Annotated in this window: 15 protein-coding genes, 1 rRNA gene and 1 other RNA gene; 10 read left to right on the forward strand and 7 right to left on the reverse strand. The window is 49.1% G+C overall.

What is annotated here, in order from left to right:
- Positions 1–738: 738 nt before the first annotated feature.
- The 3 genes from WN56_RS11740 to smpB form a co-directional block, all read right to left on the reverse strand.
- Positions 739–1,977: an integrase domain-containing protein gene (locus WN56_RS11740; protein ID WP_046075178.1), complete on the reverse strand. Its 1,239-nt coding sequence runs from the start codon at positions 1,975–1,977 to the stop codon at positions 739–741.
- 166 nt (positions 1,978–2,143) lie between these two features.
- Positions 2,144–2,510, reverse strand: a transfer-messenger RNA (tmRNA) gene (ssrA, locus tag WN56_RS16770).
- 47 nt (positions 2,511–2,557) lie between these two features.
- Entirely contained in the window at positions 2,558–3,043 is a 486-nt protein-coding gene (gene smpB / locus WN56_RS11745; protein WP_046075179.1) for an SsrA-binding protein SmpB, read from the reverse strand.
- 155 nt (positions 3,044–3,198) lie between these two features.
- Here smpB and WN56_RS11750 point away from each other — a divergent pair, with 155 nt between their 5' ends.
- Positions 3,199–3,630, forward strand: coding sequence for an SRPBCC family protein (locus tag WN56_RS11750; protein WP_046075180.1), 432 nt, complete (start codon positions 3,199–3,201; stop codon positions 3,628–3,630).
- Complete coding sequence (locus tag WN56_RS11755) at positions 3,623–3,973, forward strand: RnfH family protein (protein WP_046075181.1); 351 nt, start codon at positions 3,623–3,625, stop codon at positions 3,971–3,973. Before WN56_RS11750 ends, WN56_RS11755 begins: the two co-directional genes overlap by 8 nt.
- 82 nt (positions 3,974–4,055) lie before the next feature.
- Here the strand turns inward: WN56_RS11755 and bamE are convergent, their stop codons facing one another.
- From bamE to nadK, 3 genes are all read right to left on the reverse strand, one after another.
- Positions 4,056–4,412 carry an outer membrane protein assembly factor BamE gene (gene bamE / locus WN56_RS11760; RefSeq protein ID WP_046075182.1) on the reverse strand — a complete coding sequence of 119 codons (357 nt, stop codon included), beginning with the start codon at positions 4,410–4,412 and terminating at the stop codon, positions 4,056–4,058.
- Positions 4,413–4,665: 253 nt separating this feature from the next.
- Complete coding sequence (recN, locus tag WN56_RS11765; protein WP_046075183.1) at positions 4,666–6,333, reverse strand: DNA repair protein RecN; 1,668 nt, start codon at positions 6,331–6,333, stop codon at positions 4,666–4,668.
- Positions 6,334–6,517: 184 nt separating this feature from the next.
- Positions 6,518–7,399, reverse strand: coding sequence for an NAD(+) kinase (gene nadK, locus WN56_RS11770; protein ID WP_046075184.1), 882 nt, complete (start codon positions 7,397–7,399; stop codon positions 6,518–6,520).
- A gap of 173 nt (positions 7,400–7,572) precedes the next feature.
- Here nadK and grpE point away from each other — a divergent pair, with 173 nt between their 5' ends.
- From grpE to dnaJ, 3 genes are all read left to right on the forward strand, one after another.
- A complete protein-coding gene (gene grpE / locus WN56_RS11775; RefSeq protein ID WP_046075185.1) occupies positions 7,573–8,217 on the forward strand; it encodes a nucleotide exchange factor GrpE in 645 nt (214 codons plus the stop codon).
- Between the two features lie 197 nt (positions 8,218–8,414).
- Positions 8,415–10,337 (forward strand): molecular chaperone DnaK, encoded by a 1,923-nt coding sequence (gene dnaK, locus WN56_RS11780; RefSeq protein WP_046075186.1) that lies wholly within the window; start codon positions 8,415–8,417, stop codon positions 10,335–10,337.
- Between the two features lie 119 nt (positions 10,338–10,456).
- Positions 10,457–11,605, forward strand: coding sequence for a molecular chaperone DnaJ (gene dnaJ / locus WN56_RS11785; protein ID WP_046075187.1), 1,149 nt, complete (start codon positions 10,457–10,459; stop codon positions 11,603–11,605).
- 124 nt (positions 11,606–11,729) lie between these two features.
- Here the strand turns inward: dnaJ and WN56_RS11790 are convergent, their stop codons facing one another.
- Positions 11,730–12,170, reverse strand: a complete 441-nt coding sequence (locus tag WN56_RS11790) for a type IV pilin protein (RefSeq protein WP_046075188.1) — start codon at positions 12,168–12,170, stop codon at positions 11,730–11,732.
- A gap of 99 nt (positions 12,171–12,269) precedes the next feature.
- Here WN56_RS11790 and WN56_RS11795 point away from each other — a divergent pair, with 99 nt between their 5' ends.
- The 5 genes from WN56_RS11795 to WN56_RS11815 form a co-directional block, all read left to right on the forward strand.
- Entirely contained in the window at positions 12,270–12,860 is a 591-nt protein-coding gene (locus tag WN56_RS11795) for a Tfp pilus assembly protein FimT/FimU (RefSeq protein ID WP_046075189.1), read from the forward strand.
- A gap of 97 nt (positions 12,861–12,957) precedes the next feature.
- Positions 12,958–13,497 (forward strand): hypothetical protein, encoded by a 540-nt coding sequence (locus WN56_RS11800; protein ID WP_046075190.1) that lies wholly within the window; start codon positions 12,958–12,960, stop codon positions 13,495–13,497.
- A complete protein-coding gene (locus WN56_RS16980; RefSeq protein WP_046075191.1) occupies positions 13,494–14,897 on the forward strand; it encodes a hypothetical protein in 1,404 nt (467 codons plus the stop codon). Before WN56_RS11800 ends, WN56_RS16980 begins: the two co-directional genes overlap by 4 nt.
- 1 nt (position 14,898) lies before the next feature.
- Positions 14,899–15,330, forward strand: a complete 432-nt coding sequence (locus WN56_RS11810) for a prepilin-type N-terminal cleavage/methylation domain-containing protein (protein WP_046075192.1) — start codon at positions 14,899–14,901, stop codon at positions 15,328–15,330.
- A 408-nt stretch (positions 15,331–15,738) separates the two neighbouring features.
- Positions 15,739–16,457 (forward strand): 16S ribosomal RNA (locus WN56_RS11815); the annotation flags it as partial.

The raw sequence follows: 16,457 nt of genomic DNA on the forward strand, positions 1-16,457 counted from the left end.
GCAATGTTGCCGGCGGCAGCTCTGGCGTTAGCTTTCTTTGGCTTGCTTGGTAGATTCGCTCTAATCGCTGCGGTCTCTTTTTTTTGTTATAGCTCAGAGACGATAGTGGGCTGGTTAGTTGCTCTGTTTATAGGGACTTTTGCGTGGCACTCAAATGCTGATACGTGGTTTCCCCCTATCAAAAAGTTATTTGGCTTAGACTCAAACTCAAACTGAGACGCTGTCAGTTTGAAAAGTACAGATAGTTATCCTCGTTTTTGCTGCTAACATAGTGCCATGAGTAGGAACACTAGTATTTTCTTTTTTAAAGAAAATAGACCAACACTCTGTTTGGCTTAGCTACATATTATCTCCTCTATCAACGCAAGCGGCCATTTCTCCCCACTGTCAATGCCAGTTTAAAATTGACCCACTTATCGACGTTATCGCCGACGTAAAGCTGACCCATCGATATTGTCACCTTTCCTGTTATTGATCAGCTAAAAGCCAGCAATGAACCCAATACTTGTACGTTAATACAGACTAAGCAAAGAGCCAGGGTGGCAATGAGATTAAGAGTTTTAATGGTCCCCGTACCCCACGCCATACCCGGGCGATTTTTAGTTTATTTAAATTACCGTGAAACCTTTATTTGATGTGCTCTAACCACATTCCCGCTTGGTTATAGTGGGTAGATTGCTTGGGCCCCCACGCAGAGGTCAGAGTATTCAGGTAGCGTGTTTTTATCGGGGTCTACGGTTAGATCACTTTAAGCTGCTTAGTCCCAGTCACAGAGAGGCTGCCTTTAGCCGCTTGCTCGATATGTCCACTCCACCAGCACATCATTGGGCGTCGGCGTTCAATGTAATCTGTCCGGTTATACGCACTCCGTACCTGGTTGTCATCAACGTGGGCAAGTGCGGACTCGATGAGGTCTGCATCAAAACCCTGCTCGTTGAGTGTTGTACTTGCCAGGGAGCGTAACCCATGACTCACTAGCCGGTCGGCAAACCCCATTCGTTTTAGTGCCATATTGGCCGTTTGGCTATTACAAGGTTTTTGCGGGTCACGATCTGAAGGAAATATAAAATCACGATGGCCACTTATCGGCTTGATCACTTCTAATATCGCCAGCATCTGCTCTGTGAGTGGGATCCGGTGTTCTCTTCTTTTTTTTGTCCTCTCCGCCGGGATAATCCATAATTCGTTATCCCAGTCTATTTCATCCCATCGTGCAGCTGCCGCTTCTGCTGGCCGCGTCATGGTGTGTAGCTGCCATTCGATGAGGCACCGGGTAACCCTCTTGATATTCGCGTAAGCAAGCTTTTGCATTAACTCTGGTAGTTCATCGGGCGTTAACGCGGCCATATGATTCTTTTTGGGCTTTTTAAATGCAGCGCCAATGCCCGATAGCGGATTAGCGTGGATAAGGCCACAGTTAACCGCGTAGTTCATCATTTCGTTTAGTCGTTGGACCAAGCGCTTTAATGTCTCTAGGCTGCCCGATGCTTCAATGGGCTTTAAGGCATCTATCACCATAGGGGCAGTGATCTTTGAAAGGGGAGTAGCGCCAAGCTTTGGAAAAATGTGACGCTCCAGAGAGCGCCATATGTCGGTCGCGTATCCCTCAGTCACTTGCTCTTTTTTCAGCTCGAACCACTGGTAGGCGACTTTCTCTACCGTATGTTCGGTGAGCGCAATCTCTTGTCTTTGTTGCTCTTCACGGTGTTCCTTAGGATCGATGTTTTGAGCGAGGAGGGCTCTTGCATCCATGGTCGCTTTACGCGCTTGAGAGAGGGTAACAGTGGGATAGGCACCGAGGCTGAGGTTGGTGCGCTTTTTGGTGAATGGACGCAGGTAATTAAAAAGCCAAAGCTTAGAGCCGGTTGGTTTAACTCTTAGTCTGAGTCCGTCGCCATCATAGAGCAGGTACTCTTTATCTTCTGGCGTTGCTGCTTTTATCTTCTTATCCGTAAGCTTAGCTATGATTTTAGCCATAATGGGTACACCTCTCAGCCTCCATTTTCATCAGTGTACACCTCGGTGTACCTAAAAATCAAAGTGGTTGGTGGACCTCTATGGACCTTAATGAATACTAAGTTGTTGATTTTACGTTATTTAAGGCAATAAAAAAGACGTCCGTGGACGTCTTTGAATGTAAAATTGGTGGAGCTGGCGGGAGTTGAACCCGCGTCCAGAATCAGTCTAGTCAATGGCGCTACATGCTTAGTTTGTCTTTAATCTCGTCAGTGTGCTGCGGACAAACACGCCACACAAAGACATACCCAACTTAGTTTTAACGCTTCAGCTCTTGGGTCAAAGCATCCACGCGATCCTGTTTGGTTTTGACTATCCTGAATCCCCGTCCTACAGGCGGAGGCTAGGGAGGATAGGCACTCAACAGGTTATTAAGCTGCTAGTGCGTAGTTTTCGTCGTTTGCGACTATTTTTTTGCGGCTTTTTACGAGGCCAACCGCCCCTCGGCATGCTCCACGGGCCTTCTCAATCCTGTCGAATCCTGAATCAGCCCCAGAGTGTGAGCGGCAGAGTCTAACAGATTGATCTGCCGCGTCAACGATTAACGCGCTGCGTTTTTCATGATCCTGGACTTTTGACGTTGCCAGTCTCTGTCTTTCGCTGTATCGCGCTTATCGTGTAACTTCTTACCTTTTGCCAACCCTATCTTCAGTTTAGCAAAAGATTGTTTCCAGTATAAAGACAGTGCCACCACCGTGAAACCGTCTCGATTGACTTTGCCTAGCAAGGTATCAAGCTCACGCCGCTTAAGCAATAACTTACGGGTGCGCTGTGGATCGGCCACCACATGCGTGGAAGCCACATTAAGCGGGGTAATGGTAGCCCCGAACAAGAAGGCTTCCCCGTCTTTTAACAACACATAGCTTTCACTGATATTGGCTTTACCTGCTCGGAGTGCTTTCACCTCCCAACCTTGTAGCTCAAGCCCTGCCTCGAAGTCATCTTCAATGAAGTATTCAAAGCGCGCTTTTTTATTCAGTGCAATGGTGTTGCTGTTTGCTTTGTTCTTTGCGTTTTTCTTAGCCATAGTGTGCGCATTATAAAGGCGATATATCGAAGAATGAAAGGATTATCGTACTCAGGGGCAGAAAGAGTAAGACTTTATTCGCGATGTTGTTTGCTAACATTGGTCAAAGTGGGTCTCGATGGTATTATCTCGCGGTTAACTTGCAAGGAGTCCCTATGCCGCAAATCATCCGCTCGGCTTTAGTGCCGTACAGTGCTGAGCAAATGTTTGCCTTGGTGAACGATGTTGAGTCCTATCCTGCTTTCTTGCCCGGGTGTGTGAGTACCCGTCTTATTGAGCACACAGACACCACCATGGTTGCGTCGTTAGATGTGGCGAAAGCGGGCATAAAGAAAACATTTACCACTAAGAATTATCTGGTGGATAACAGCCGAATCGATATGACGCTGGTGGATGGACCATTTAAACGCTTGAGTGGTGGCTGGAAATTCACGCCACTATCAAGCGATGCGTGTAAAATCGAATTAGATCTCGAGTTTGAGTTTACTAACCGCTTGGTTGAAGCTGCCTTTGGCCGTATCTTCAGCGAGTTAACCAGCAGTATGGTGAAGGCGTTTACAGAGCGAGCGAAAGAGATTTATGAGTGAAGAGACATTGCTGCATGTTGAAGTGGTTTACCCGTTGCCTAATGAGCAGCGCATCTTCAACTGCGTGGTGAAGCCCGACTCGACGGTGGAAGATATTATTCGTCAATCAGGTGTCTTAAGCGCCTATCCGGAGATTGATCTTGCGACCAACAAGGTTGGGGTATTTAGCCGACCGGTGAAACTAGACGCGCAAGTGCGCGACGGGGATCGCATTGAGATTTATCGGCCGCTGCAAGCCGACCCGAAAGAGATCCGCCGTCGCCGCGCTGAGCGCGCGAAACAAGAGGGGAAAGCCGATCCTGTCACCGGGGGCCGTGTTGATTCCCAGCGCAAACGCTCGTAACGGGGCAAAAAGAAAGGCGCCGAGCGGCGCCTTTACTAAAGGATGAATATATAGCGGCATCAGAGTGCCGGATGCATCACCGTTACTGAACGGCTTCGAAAAATTGCTCGCCCGGCTCGAAATCACCGTCCATGTTGACTAATTGGTTATTATCGTCAAAGGAGAGGACCAGATCTTTTTGTGTCGGCGCTTCATGGCCAGGTTGTTGCCACTGCACAAAGTACCAAGTGTTGGGGTAGCCTGACTCAACGAGCATAGGAGGGCCGAGAAGGAACTTAACCTGCTCTTTGGTCATGCCAAATTTCAAGGCGTCCACGGCCTTTTCTTCAATGTAATTTCCTTGGTTTATATCCACTCGATAAACCAGTTTTTCGGCATAAGAGCAGCCCATCATGGCAATCGCCATCAGAGAGGCAACGGCGGCTTTAGTCCAACCCATAGTTAATATCTTCACTGTCTTTTGATGGCAAATCACGTCTTTCGAAGACGCTTAGCAGTTCGTGCCTGCTGGCTTTCGCGCCCCGAGTATAATCAAGCAGAGAATATATGTAAAAAACCTGCTAACGACCAGCGTTTGGACGGTGATAATGTGAAAAAGTTCGACGTGTGTAAGGAAATAACCGAGAAAAGCAGAGCTAGTGCACTTTTCTCGGTTTGAATGCCACATTCAACGCTGTTTTGACTTGGCAGAATCAAGCGGCCACTAGAAGATCTTCCGCGTTTGCGAGGGTGCGGTCAGTGATTTCACTGCCGCCCAGTAACCGTGCAAGTTCACTAATTCGTGCCTGATAGTCGAGCGGGTACATACGGGTCGTGGTGCTGCCTTTCTCTGTGTCTTTGGCAACAAACATTTGCTGATGGCCACAGCCTGCGACTTGCGGCAAGTGGGTGACGCACATCACTTGGGTGGAGTCGCCAAGTTGACGCAAGAGTTTGCCCACAATCGCTGCTGTAGGTCCACTGATCCCCACATCAACCTCATCAAAGATAAGGCTTGGTGTTTCAACCTTTTGCGCGGTGATGACTTGAATGGCCAGTGAGATCCGAGAGAGCTCGCCGCCGGATGCTACTTTAGCCAGTGGTTGTAAAGGCTGACCTGGATTCGTCGACACAAGAAACGCCACAGCATCGCCACCCAGTGGGCTGAGGTGGGTTTCCGCTTTATTCTCGACTTGGATCTCGAAGCTACCATGTTCCATGCTCAGCTGGTGCATGCTTTGCGTGATCAGTTTGTTCAATTCTTTGGCATAGCGGCGGCGGCTTTTGCTCAACTTCTCAGCGGTGTCGAGACAGTCAGCAAACTGCTTGTCCACATCGGCTTGCAATTGCTCAATCGCCTCATCGTTATGTCCCAGTTTCTCCAACTCTTGAATCAATTGTTGATGCGTTTCATATAATGCATCGGGTTGAACCTGATGTTTACGCGCCAAACTCATGATAGTGCTCATGCGCTGATCTAGATACTGAAGGCGTTGAGGATCCATGTCGAGTTGATCAAGATAACTGCTCACTTCTTGACTCGTCTCTTGCGTTTGGATCCGCGCCTCTTCAAGCATCTCAGCGAGCGGTGAAAAGTGATTGTCCATCGCGGCTAATTCACTTAAACGCTGTTGAGCGGCGGTCAATAAACTTAGGGTGTTAGTTTCTTCGCCTTCACTGAGTAGATCCACTACCGCCTGACTGGTCATGGCGATATCACCACTGTTCGATAAGCGCTTGTGTTCTTCTTCAATGTGTTGGTATTCCTCTTCACCCAATGCGAGTTCATTGAGTTCACCCACTTGATATTCCAATAGCTGTTGCTGAGCATCAATGTCATCTTTTTTCTTGATCAATGCTTTTAGCTCATTTTTAGTGCGGCGCCAACGCTGATAGCGTGTCGCCATTTTATCCAGCAAAGACTGGTGACCGGCGTATTGATCCAACAAGGTAATCTGGTGTTCGGGACGTAACAGCTGTTGATGCGCATGCTGACCGTGGATATTAATCAATAACTGCCCAAGCGCTTTTTGTTGTGAGGCGGGAACCGGGTTTCCGTTAATGTATGCGCGTGAACGACCTTCTTTGGTGATCACACGCCTTAGAATGCAATCGTCGCCGTCTTCGAGTTCGTTATCTTGTAGCCAGCGACGCGCGGCACTGTTTTGCTCTAAGGTGAAACTGGCAGAAATCTCTGCGCGCTTTTCACCCGGGCGAACCATATTGGCATCGGCACGATCGCCAAGGCATAAACCCAGCGCATCGATAGAAATGGATTTACCCGCCCCGGTCTCACCGGTGATCGCCGTCATGCCTTTACTAAACTCCAGCTCCAAGGATTTAACGATGGCAAAGTTTTGAATGGTTATATCGGCTAACATAGGAAACACCTGTATCTATCAACAACTGTGTATAGATACAGTATATACTGTTTTTTCATCCAGTGAATACTGTTTAGCAAGAATTGTTGTGAATGCGATGAACAGCACAAAAATTGTGCATGAAAAAAGCAGGAAGACCTGCTCTTTATCGGATGCGGAGAATAAGAATAAGGAAGTGGCTCGCTTAAAATAGCTTAGAAGACCAACCCAGTTTTTTACGTAAGGTATTGTAATAATTATAGTCTTGAGGATGAATGAGCTTGAGAGTGGCCGGGCTTTTGTAAATATGTACCTCATCACCTGGGTTGACTGGCAAAGAGACCTGACCATCACAGCTCACTTCCAACGTGCCTCGGTTATCTGGGGAAACCAGTAATTTTATACGGCGGTTGCCATCGACGACCAGCGGGCGGCTTGACAGTGTATGCGGAAACATAGGCACGAGCGAAATCGCGTTGAGGCTGGGAGATAAAATGGGGCCACCGCCGGACAAGCTATAGGCTGTTGAGCCTGTGGGGGTCGAGATAATAATCCCGTCTGAGCGCTGAGAGAAGGCAAACTGCTCGTTAATGTACACCTCAAATTCAATCATGTGCGCGACTTGCCCGGGGTGAAGCACTGCTTCATTCAATGAGGCGTTATGACTTTTTACCTGATCATGGCGATGGATTTCGGTTTCAAGCAAAAAACGGTCTTCGTCCACGTAATCGCCGTTTAATACCGCTTCTAGCGCATGTTCGAAGGCTTCGGGATCTAAGTCGGTGAGAAAGCCGAGGTTACCGCGGTTTACCCCGATCACCTTGATATCGCAGCGAGACAATACGCGGGCAGCACCTAACATGTTACCGTCCCCGCCGATCACAATGGCCAAGTCAGCGTGTTGGCCAATGCTGACCAGATCCAAATAATGTGCATCCGGCAAACCCAGGTTAGTGCTTAAACGTGTATCGATACACACGTCATAACCGCGCTCGATAAGCCAATGGTAGAGGCCTATGTGTGTGTTAACCGCTTCCGGGTTACGAGGTTTGCCAATTAAGGCAATGCGCTGGAATGGTGTCGACATAATTAGGATCTCATCGTTATTTGAGCTCAGTATAACGCGGGAAAAAAGCGATTGTCGTGATTTGCGTTATGTGGGCGGTTGAATCACAAAGATTCATCCCCATAATACTTTCGTCAATCAAGTTGAATAGTCCCAGTGGCGTGCTGGGCAATGCCATTTGTGTCGGAGTGATCATGAGCGAAGAACAGAAAGTGAAGCAAGAGCAGGAAGCGATGAAAAACGCGCAAGCTGCTGAAGCCAAAGGTACAGAGCAGGCCGCTGAGCAACAAGCAAGTAGTGGTGCAGACATTGAGCATGAGGAAACCGCATCCATGATTGCACGTATCACCGAACTTGAAGCGGCGCTCGAGGCGAGCGAAGCCAAGGTGCAAGAGCAGCAAGACAGTGTGCTGCGTGCCCGTGCAGACGTGGACAACATGCGTCGTCGTACCGAGCAAGAAGTGGATAAGGCGCGCAAGTTTGCCTTAGAAAAATTCGCCGGTGAGCTTTTACCTGTGATTGATAACCTTGAGCGTGCCGTGGAGATGGCCGACAAAGAAGACGAATCAATCAAGCCAATGGTGGAAGGGGTTGAGCTGACGCTGAAAACCATGATGGATACCATCGATAAGTTTGGGTTGAAAGCGATCGACCCGCAAGGTCAGCCGTTTGACCCTGAATTGCATCAGGCCATGACCATCCAAGAAAGCGCGGAGCATGAGCCAAACACCGTGATGATGGTGATGCAAAAAGGTTATGAGTTAAACGGCCGTGTTGTGCGCCCAGCCATGGTGATGGTGTCTAAAGCGCCGCAAGGTAACGTAGACGAAAAAGCCTAACGAGGGCGCTGAAGAAGGCATCTTGCCGAACTCGATTCGGTGTTTTTTTGCCTTCTCCCCTTGAAAAGCATTTGGCTGCCCTTATTTAAACGGCAGCACTAAATAAAAATTGCGGTGAGGGGGTTGAACCTCTCACAGTTACCCCCACATAAGGGGTAACGCATTAAAGCCACAGAACGAATTTCGGAGAGCACCAGATGGGTAAAATCATTGGTATTGACTTGGGTACAACCAACTCATGTGTCGCCGTACTTGACGGTGAAAAAACGCGCGTCATTGAGAACGCAGAGGGTGATCGTACAACACCATCGGTTATCGCTTACACACAAGATGGTGAAACACTTGTCGGTCAGCCTGCGAAGCGCCAGGCAGTGACAAACCCAGAAAACACCCTGTTTGCTATCAAGCGTCTGATCGGCCGCCGCTTCGAAGATGAAGAAGTGCAGCGTGATATCAGCATCATGCCTTACAAAATTGTGAAGGCAGATAACGGTGACGCTTGGGTTGAGGCGAAAGGCCAAAAAATGGCTGCGCCACAGGTGTCTGCTGAAGTCCTGAAGAAAATGAAGAAAACCGCTGAAGATTTCCTCGGTGAGGAAGTGACTGGCGCGGTAATTACTGTCCCTGCTTACTTTAATGACTCACAGCGTCAAGCAACCAAAGATGCTGGTCGTATCGCAGGTCTAGAAGTTAAACGTATCATCAACGAGCCAACAGCTGCGGCACTGGCTTATGGTCTAGACAAAAAAGGCGGCGATCGCACAATCGCTGTGTATGACCTAGGTGGTGGTACCTTCGATATCTCTATCATCGAAATCGATGAGGTAGATGGCGAGCAAACGTTCGAAGTATTGGCAACAAATGGTGACACGCACCTTGGTGGTGAAGACTTCGATAATCGTTTGATCACCTACTTGGTTGACGAGTTCAAAAAAGAGCAAGGTATCGACCTACGTCAAGACCCGCTAGCGATGCAGCGTGTCAAAGAAGCGGCTGAGAAAGCGAAGATTGAACTGTCTTCAGCACAGCAAACAGACGTGAACTTGCCTTATGTGACGGCGGACGCAACCGGTCCTAAGCACATGAACATCAAAGTTACGCGTGCCAAGCTAGAATCACTGGTTGAAGAGCTGGTTCAGCGTTCACTTGAGCCAATGAAAGTGGCACTGGCTGATGCGGAGCTATCAGTTGACGAAATCACTGACGTTATCTTGGTCGGCGGTCAAACTCGTATGCCAATGGTACAGGCCAAAGTGGCAGAGTACTTCGGTAAGGATGCACGTAAAGACGTGAACCCTGATGAAGCCGTTGCCATGGGTGCCGCGGCACAAGGTGGCGTACTGTCTGGCGATGTAAAAGACGTACTGCTGCTTGACGTGACCCCGCTTTCACTGGGTATCGAAACCATGGGCGGAGTGATGACCAAGCTGATTGAGAAAAACACCACGATCCCAACCAAGGCGAATCAGGTGTTCTCGACGGCAGAAGACAACCAAAGTGCGGTAACGATCCACGTGATTCAGGGTGAGCGTAAGCAAGCCATGCATAACAAATCACTGGGTCAGTTCAACCTTGAGGGCATCCAGCCTGCGCCTCGTGGTGTGCCACAAATTGAAGTAACCTTCGATTTGAACGCCGACGGTATCTTGAACGTGTCTGCTGCTGATAAGCAAACGGGTCAAGAGCAGAAGATCACTATTCAAGCGTCTGGCGGTCTGAGCGACGAAGACGTTGAAAAGATGGTTCAAGAAGCAGAAGCGAATAAAGAAGCGGACAAGAAGTTCGAAGAGCTAGTGACTGCGCGTAACCAAGCTGACCAGCTGGTTCACGGTACACGTAAGCAAATGGACGAAGCGGGTGACAAACTGCCTGCGGAAGACAAAGAGAAGATCGAAACCGCCATTTCTGAGCTAGAAACCGCGCGTAACGGTGAAGATAAAGAAGACATCGACGCGAAGGTTCAAGCACTGGTTGCCGCTTCATCAAAATTGATGGAAATCGCGCAGCAGCAAGCTCAAGATGAGCAGGCGCAGCAAGACGCCGGTGCTGATTCAGCAAAACAAGACGACGATGTTGTCGATGCTGAGTTCGAAGAAGTTAAAGACGACGACAAGAAATAAGCGAAAGCACTGTCGTTAATAAGCACGGGCGTAGGGGAGCAATCTCCTTCGCCCGTCGTTTTATCAAACAGTGAATTGAACGTCTTTGTTTTGTTGACGTAAACAGGTGCAGTCAGACCATGTCTAAAAGAGATTTGTATGAAGTGCTCGGCTTAAGCCGCGATGCAAGCGAGCGCGATATTAAAAAAGCCTATAAGCGGCTGGCGATGAAATATCACCCAGACCGCAACAAAGGCGATGATGCCGCCGACCAATTTAAAGAAATCAAGTTGGCCTACGAAGTGCTGACCGACCCGCAAAAACGTGCAGCCTATGACCAATATGGTCATGCCGCCTTTGAGCAAGGTGGTATGGGAGGCGGCGGCTTCGGCGGCGGAGGCTTCGGCGGAGGTGCTGACTTTAGCGATATTTTTGGTGACGTATTCGGCGATATATTCGGCGGAGGTCGTCGTGGTGGTCAGCAACGCGCGCAACGTGGTGCCGATTTACGCTACAACATGGAGTTGACCTTGGAAGAGGCGGTCCGTGGCGTCAGCAAAGAGATCGAAGTGCCTACTTATGTCGGGTGTAAAACCTGTGATGGCAGTGGGGCGAAACCGGGCTCGAAAAAACAAACTTGTGGGACTTGTAACGGGATTGGCCAAGTGCAAATGCGCCAAGGTTTCTTCGCGGTCCAACAAGCGTGTCCAACGTGTCATGGTAGCGGGACCATTATTAAAGACCCTTGTAATAGCTGCCACGGCCAAGGTCGCGTAAAAGAAACCAAGCACCTAAATGTGAAAATTCCTGCAGGTGTCGATACGGGCGATCGCATTCGCTTATCTGGTGAGGGAGAGGCCGGTGAAAACGGTGCTCCGGCGGGTGACTTGTATGTTCAAGTGCACGTCCGCGAACACCATATTTTCACCCGTGATGGTAACAACCTCTACTGCGAAGTACCGGTGAGCTTCACCATGGCTGCGCTCGGTGGCGAGGTTGAAGTCCCTACGTTAGATGGCCGTGTTAGCCTAAAAGTCCCAGCAGAGACACAAACGGGCCGCATGTTCCGTATGCGCGGTAAAGGGGTGCAGTCTGTTCGTGGTGGCGGTGTTGGCGATCTCATCTGCAAAATGGTAGTCGAGACCCCCGTTAACTTGAGTAGCCGACAAAAAGAGCTGCTTCAAGAACTGGAAGAGTCGTTTAGTGGCACTGAAGCGAAAAAGCACAAGCCAAAATCAGAAGGCTTTTTTGACGGTGTGAAGAAGTTTTTTGACGATTTGACCGGATAAACGCTTAGCCTGACAGACAGTAAAGCGTCATCTGTGAATAACAATTGCGAATAGTGAATAGCCAGCCTTGTGCTGGCTATTTTTTTGCCACAAGAACCTATTTCAAAGGGAAGTCTGCCGTGTCCTACTCGGAGGGAAGCGAGCAGGATGTCTCTGCTGACATGCTGGTAATTACCCCATTAGGGTGCAATACCAGCCTATTGCATGGGTCGTCATGCTGACGACTATCTGCTAGAGGGTGAGCGATAATCCTATAGCTTGTTTTGCTGCCTTTTATCGAGAACTGATAGTCGGATGATACTTGGCAATCTGCGCAAACAAGCCCCTGTTCTAGAAGTTCAGAGTGAGAAACGCTTGGGTAATATGCCTTGGTGATGACTTGTGTTTCTACCCAGGCCTGTAGCTGCACTAACCGCCCAATCGCCGCTTTGCGTGCTTGTGTTTGCTGATACTGGTGAAAGTGAGGCACGACCACGGCCGCTAAGGTGGCAATAATGGCGAGCACTATCAGGATCTCGATCAACGTCACTCCATGTTGAAAACGGCGGCTTTGACGCTGACGCATTCTTTTTAACCTCTCGAAGAGTTGATAATGAAAACCCTACTGAGCCTATGCGGGTGTTAGCCTGCAGGCAATGGCGACCCCCAAACCTTGGGAGACAGTATGCGTTTTCAAACTCTGCGCTTAAGTCAGTGCTCTCGGCGCTGTCTTAAAAAAATGAGTGGCATCACCCTTATTGAGTCCCTGCTGGTACTGAGCGTGTTGGCGGCTGTTTGCACCATCGCGATTCCTCGCTTTTCGTCTGCCCAGCAAGCAACGATGATCGCGAACCGCAGTGAATCGCTCACAAGTTTGTTTCATCTTGCTCAAGCTCGTGCGATGGAAGAAAGCCGGGTCTATCATCTTCGCCTGCTTAAAGCAAAAAACACCCAGTGTATCGTTGCGCAACCGAGTCGTGGAAGCGGTCTACTTAGCAGTGCACCTGATCAGCTCTCCGCCATGTCTTGCCAACAGACAAGATTGCCTATGGTGACGATCCCGACTGATATCTCGCTGTTGCTTAAAGCGAAAAAAAGCTGGGCGCCGTTACCGGAAGGTGAAATATTCTCGATTGATTTTCGCACCCAGCGACCAACCTTGAATCTGACTGTCGGTTTGGGCGACGGGCAAGCGCCTGACTATGTGGTCACTGTCCGTCAATACCTCGGTTTTGAATCCTGTCAGTGGGGTGGTATCGACAGTGCATGCAGCTAAGTCCAAAGGGTACTCATTAGTTGAGCTTTTAGTCGGTTTGTCAGTGAGTATTTTAGTTTCAATCACCGCACTTTCTGTCTTGACTTCGGCGACCACAATGCAAGCCAGAGTCGATACCAAGACGCGCTTATCGCTCGAAATCAGTCGCTTATTAACGATGATGGAAACTGAGATACGCCGAGCCGGGCTGTGCTACCAGTGTGGTGGCGCATCGCCCTACTTCTTTGACAATGGTCATGAACCTCAGCTTTTATTGATTGATGAAACCCCCTCGCAGCATCAAGGGCAATGCCTTCGCTTTGCTTATCAACAAGACAGCACCCATCCTACGAATACCGTGGGTAAAGATGACGCCAAAGGCTTTCGACTAGACACTGAAGCCCATGCCATAGAGGTCTATGAAAACCACCGAGACACAGCAAACTGGTCGTGTGAATCAGGCTATTGGCGAGATATTTCTTCTCGCGCATTGAAGATCTCGCATTTATCTTTTTCCCGTAATGCGGTGCGCACGGAAGATGGGCGACGTATTACCTCACTGACTATCAAGGTTTCCGCTTCGTTAATACGCCAACCTAGCCAGCGGAAAGATGTGTCGCGAACGTTGGTTTTAGCTAACACAGTGTTCTTACCATGAAGTACATCGCGGAATGTAAGCGTGACCAAGAAGGTATGGCCACTCTCGCGGTGGTCGCCAGTATCGCTCTGATTACGCTTCTGATTGTATTAGGCGTCAGTCGACGCGCAGTCAATGATATCCAACAAACACAGGCAAAAATCACGACTGAACAATCCCTTTCCAGAGCTTGGGCGGCTCTAGACTGCGCGATAGCCAAGATTAAACATGATGGTATTCACCTATCGAAAGACGATGTGGCAGCTGGGATAGCGCAACTCTCACCTTGTCAACATATCGCAGGGAGCCAATTATGGTTGGATCCTTGGCAAAATAGTGATCGCGGAATTTGGCATCTTTACGCGACTCATGCACAGCAACAAGTCGGAGTGACCCTAGCAAAAGCCACCGGTGCACGAAGAAGTTCATTTGTCACTTCAGGATCAGCAGCGTTTTACGGTGGCAATACATGGCGACCAGCAAAGGGAAGAAAGCGAGAAGATGGTTTATATGAATGCCATTCAATTGTAGCCGGGGGCGATGTCATGATTCGTCCCCGAATGCCGGATGAGAGTCAGTCAGAGAGTGAAGGGAAGAATAGCTCAAACGGATTTACCGTTAGCTTAGATGGTAGCGATGAATGCGCTCCCGAATATAGAACGGAGGTTAGCGACTACACAGTCGCAGATAGTCGCGATGAAACCGGCGCGCGACTAAAAAAAGATGTGCAAACCAATGTTGAGAATATGGACTTGTTCAAAGATTACTTTGGTGTTCCTCGCGCGCAGTGGAAAACAGTCAGAGAGCAATTTGAGCGACAAGGCGGCACCGTTTTTAGTACCCATGGTGATCCCTCTGAGTGTTATGATCCATTACTGAGTGCGGTTTCAAACAGTACATCATCAGAGAACGCGAATATTAAAGTGTGGGTTGATGGGCCTTGCGATTTGAGTCGGGGAGAACATGCGGTGTTAGCAAGCGATGTACCTATTCTCCTCGTTGTTCAAAACGGTATTCTGGCTTTACGAGGTGGTATGGATGCATTTAACGGTGTGATTTATCAGTTTACCTCGACGCCTAGCGATAATGATTTTGCCGATCAATGGGGGATGAGTATTTCCGAGTCTGGACAGATGTCTTGCTCGAGCTCTAATAGCAATATCCAAGAACTTTGCCCAATGATCACATCGACCGTCACCGATCCTGATCAAGCACGGCATGTCCCTTTTTGGTTTCACGGTAGTTTCATCACCAAGGGCGCATTTATTACCGACGTGCCGGATGGCCACTCCGTGGTGTATGGTTCATTCAAACCGACCTATAGTGGTGAGATATTGCAGAAGAGTTTTGCTGGGCTTAGGCAGTGGCGGCCTGTCGGTAACAGTTATCATGACATCAAACCGCCTCATGGAGAGGGGTAGCATGTTACGAGCGCGAGGTTTCTCATTTATCGAGATCTTACTGGCTCTTGTGTTGGTTTCTATGACTAGCGCTGGCGTGTATCGCCTGACAACGGATATTCAGACTCAGCAGCGTGATGCGCGTTTAGCTAAAGAGGCTATGTATTTGGCTAACAACCAACTCTCTCACTGGCGATTGATCAATACTGATGCGCCATGTTCAACAAGTAACCGTGATCCCATCAGGTTAGATAACCTTTCGGAGTGTTTGATTACGACCGAAGACTCGATCTATGAGCTGGTGGTGACTAATGTGCAAAACACACTGATAGTCGATGATAAGGTATCTGCCAAAACACTAACGCTGGCAGTGCGGTGGCAAAACCGCCGTCAACAGCAACAATCTCTGGTTTTCTATTTCACAGGGGCGCGGCGACAAAACGATTTCAATTAAAGTCCCCCTCCACGAACGGCAAACGTGAAGTGGTGGCTTTTTGCTCGCTTGAAACGTTTTTAAGAAAAACCCCTTGCGTCACAAAAATACCTCTCTATAATGCGCTCTCGTTGGCACGGCAAGCCGCGCTAACAACGGCAAAATAAACAAGCAAAACAAAATGCTTGACTTGTTGCCTAAGTGGCGTAAGATGCCACTCCCGCTCAAGATTGAGCGGCGCTCTTTAACAATTTGACCTATGCAATCTGTGTGGGCACTCGTTGAGAATAGACAAAAAGATTTATTCGATGAACTGAGTGACCAAACGACAACTTTTACAGTTGTTCGGCACAGTCAATTCGTTTTTCTCTTCGGAGAGAAACAGTAATCAGTATTCATTGAGCTGAAACTTCGGTTTCGAAAAAACTTAAATTGAAGAGTTTGATCATGGCTCAGATTGAACGCTGGCGGCAGGCCTAACACATGCAAGTCGAGCGGAAACGGCAGTATTGAAGCTTCGGTGGATTTACTGGACGTCGAGCGGCGGACGGGTGAGTAACGGCTGGGAACCTGCCCTGATGAGGGGGATAACCGTTGGAAACGACGGCTAATACCGCATAATGTCTACGGACCAAAGGTGGCCTCTACATGTAAGCTATCGCGTTGGGATGGGCCCAGTTAGGATTAGCTAGTTGGTAAGGTAATGGCTTACCAAGGCGACGATCCTTAGCTGGTTTGAGAGGATGATCAGCCACACTGGGACTGAGACACGGCCCAGACTCCTACGGGAGGCAGCAGTGGGGAATATTGCACAATGGGGGAGACCCTGATGCAGCCATGCCGCGTGTGTGAAGAAGGCCTTCGGGTTGTAAAGCACTTTCAGCAGTGAGGAAGGTGGTGTACTTAATAGGTGCATGGCTTGACGTTAGCTGCAGAAGAAGCACCGGCTAACTCCGTGCCAGCAGCCGCGGTAATACGGAGGGTGCGAGCGTTAATCGGAATTACTGGGCGTAAAGCGCATGCAGGCGGTTTGTTAAGTCAGATGTGAAAGCCCGGGGCTCAACCTCGGAACCGCATTTGAAACTGGCAGGCTAGAGTCTTGTAGAGGGGGGTAGAATTTCAGGTGTAGCGGTGAAATGCGTAGAGAT

It is taken from the genome of Salinivibrio sp. KP-1 (assembly GCF_000968645.1).
Taxonomy (GTDB): Bacteria; Pseudomonadota; Gammaproteobacteria; order Enterobacterales; family Vibrionaceae; genus Salinivibrio; species Salinivibrio siamensis.

Coding starts and splice junctions, on each gene's coding strand:
- WN56_RS11740 (WP_046075178.1), bottom strand. CDS start 1,977: ATGGCTAAAATCATAGCTAAGCTTACGGATAAGAAGATAAAAGCAGCA.
- smpB (WP_046075179.1), bottom strand. CDS start 3,043: ATGGCTAAGAAAAACGCAAAGAACAAAGCAAACAGCAACACCATTGCA.
- WN56_RS11750 (WP_046075180.1), top strand. CDS start 3,199: ATGCCGCAAATCATCCGCTCGGCTTTAGTGCCGTACAGTGCTGAGCAA.
- WN56_RS11755 (WP_046075181.1), top strand. CDS start 3,623: ATGAGTGAAGAGACATTGCTGCATGTTGAAGTGGTTTACCCGTTGCCT.
- bamE (WP_046075182.1), bottom strand. CDS start 4,412: ATGGGTTGGACTAAAGCCGCCGTTGCCTCTCTGATGGCGATTGCCATG.
- recN (WP_046075183.1), bottom strand. CDS start 6,333: ATGTTAGCCGATATAACCATTCAAAACTTTGCCATCGTTAAATCCTTG.
- nadK (WP_046075184.1), bottom strand. CDS start 7,399: ATGTCGACACCATTCCAGCGCATTGCCTTAATTGGCAAACCTCGTAAC.
- grpE (WP_046075185.1), top strand. CDS start 7,573: ATGAGCGAAGAACAGAAAGTGAAGCAAGAGCAGGAAGCGATGAAAAAC.
- dnaK (WP_046075186.1), top strand. CDS start 8,415: ATGGGTAAAATCATTGGTATTGACTTGGGTACAACCAACTCATGTGTC.
- dnaJ (WP_046075187.1), top strand. CDS start 10,457: ATGTCTAAAAGAGATTTGTATGAAGTGCTCGGCTTAAGCCGCGATGCA.
- WN56_RS11790 (WP_046075188.1), bottom strand. CDS start 12,170: ATGCGTCAGCGTCAAAGCCGCCGTTTTCAACATGGAGTGACGTTGATC.
- WN56_RS11795 (WP_046075189.1), top strand. CDS start 12,270: ATGCGTTTTCAAACTCTGCGCTTAAGTCAGTGCTCTCGGCGCTGTCTT.
- WN56_RS11800 (WP_046075190.1), top strand. CDS start 12,958: ATGCAAGCCAGAGTCGATACCAAGACGCGCTTATCGCTCGAAATCAGT.
- WN56_RS16980 (WP_046075191.1), top strand. CDS start 13,494: ATGAAGTACATCGCGGAATGTAAGCGTGACCAAGAAGGTATGGCCACT.
- WN56_RS11810 (WP_046075192.1), top strand. CDS start 14,899: ATGTTACGAGCGCGAGGTTTCTCATTTATCGAGATCTTACTGGCTCTT.